We start from the raw sequence: 1,970 nt of genomic DNA, 5'->3' as shown, positions 1-1,970 counted from the left end.
GCGATGGATGGTGCCGGAAAGTTCATTAAAGGGGACGTTATTTTCGGGATTGTCATTTTATTTGTAAACATTATTTTCGGTTTAATTGTTGGTATGATGCAGCAAGGAATGAGCTTTGCAGATGCGGCTATTCACTATACACAGTTAACTGTCGGTGACGGAATTGTAAACCAAATCGGTTCGTTAATGCTTGCGATTTCAACAGGGATTATCGTAACGCGAGTATTTGACGGTTCATCTGATACAGTAACTGAAGGAATCTTTAAAGAGTTATTAGCGCATGAAGTTGTTGTATATGCGCTGGGTGGTTTATTTATCGCAATGGGTGTTTTTACACCGTTACCATTTCTACCATTTGCTCTCGTTGGAGGCACGATTGTTTTCTTAGGAGTTCGTAATAAAAAGCGAATAAAGAAAGAAAAAGAAGACGAGCTTCAAAAAGAATTAGAGATGATTCAAGGCGATGAAGAGCAACTGCAACAAGTCGAAGATTCATTCGGAGTCTTTACGGATAAATATCCAATTATTGTAGAGCTCGGATTAGATTTAGCGGCACTTGTAAAGCAGAAGATTAACGGGGAAACAGCTCGAGATAAAGTTGTTCTTATGAGGAAGTCAATTATTACCGATCTTGGTATTAACGTTCCTGGAATTAACTTTAAAGATAATACGAGCTTTAGACCACGTGGACGTTACATTATTCGTATTAAAGGTGCAAAGGCGGCTGAAGGTGTTTTAAAATCAGGTTATTTATTAGCACTGAAAACACCGAACGTAATGGCTGATTTAGATGCAGAACCAGCGAAAGATCCAATTTTCGGCGAAGATGGATATTGGATTTTGGAGCATATGGTACAAGATGCACAAATGAAAGGCTATCAAGTGTTAGAGCCACTCAGCATATTAATTACGCATTTAGATGTTGTCGTTAGACGTAACCTTCATGAGTTAATTCAGCGTCAACATGTGAAAGACTTGATTAACTCGCTTGAAACTGATAATGGCGTTTTATTAGAAGAAATTAAGAAGAAAGAAATCGATTTATCACTTGTTCAAAATGTTATTAAACAACTGCTGAAAGAAGGAATTTCAATTCGTGATTTACCAACGATTATTGAAGGTATTATTGACGGGAAAGAAATTTATCAAAACCATGTGGATGGTGTCACTGCATTTGTACGTGAATGTATTTCAAAAGTTATTTGTGAGAGTGCGAAAAATCCTGACGGGAAAATTTATGCAGCGCTTTTCGCTGATTCAATCGAGTTAGATGCGGATGTTGTTAATAATTCATATCAAGGTTATTTATTAAACTGGGATTTAGATTTAGAAACGCGAGTAGTAGAGCAAGTACAGCGCGTTTTCAAACAAGCTCGTTTAATGGGAAGAGAGCCAGTATTATTAACGCGCAGAAAAGATTTCAGGTTTGCGATTGTGAGACTTCTTGAACGTTATCAAATAGAAGCTAAAGTATTATGTATTAGTGAACTAGCACCAGAAATTGTTGTAGATCAAATTGCTTATATTGAATAGTAGGGGGTGAAGTAATGGAAAGTACAGAAAAAAAAGAAGCGTTAATGCGAATAAAAGCAGCTTCGAAAAATGAATTGTATCGAAAGTTATTTGACCAATATGGTACAGATTATTACTACGTTGTCGATGAAAGTGTAAAACGAAACATCCCGTTTTTTTGGAAGAAGAATTATGAAATGTTAGTCGCTTTTCCTGAAGATAAACAGGAAGAAAGTAACGAAGGCATAGCTCAGTTTCATGACCAATTAATGGATGTTATAAATGAACCTTCAGAAGAAATTGTGAAGGCAAATGGAATTCAATCGGTACTGCACAATTTAGAAAACGTAACGACTTCTATGCCGTACGCAGCGATGCAAACAGGAAATAGTGAAGAATGGGCAAGAAAAAAAGAGAAACTATTACAACTGTTTGAAAAAGGGATTGTCGTTGTGAAG

At 36.5% G+C, this 1,970-nt stretch carries 1 protein-coding gene and 1 pseudogene; both read left to right on the top strand.

The window, feature by feature from the left end; all coding sequences use genetic code 11:
- Positions 1-1,533 (top strand): flagellar biosynthesis protein FlhA (flhA, locus tag AC1DTM_RS24270; RefSeq protein WP_477001086.1); only part of this gene is annotated, 1,533 nt, incomplete at its 5' end.
- A gap of 14 nt (positions 1,534-1,547) precedes the next feature.
- Positions 1,548-1,970 (top strand): annotated as a pseudogene (gene flhF, locus AC1DTM_RS24265) (flagellar biosynthesis protein FlhF); the annotation flags it as partial.

This window comes from Bacillus sp. P4_D3 (assembly GCF_056401855.1).
This window is presented reverse-complemented; position numbering and strand designations above follow the sequence as displayed.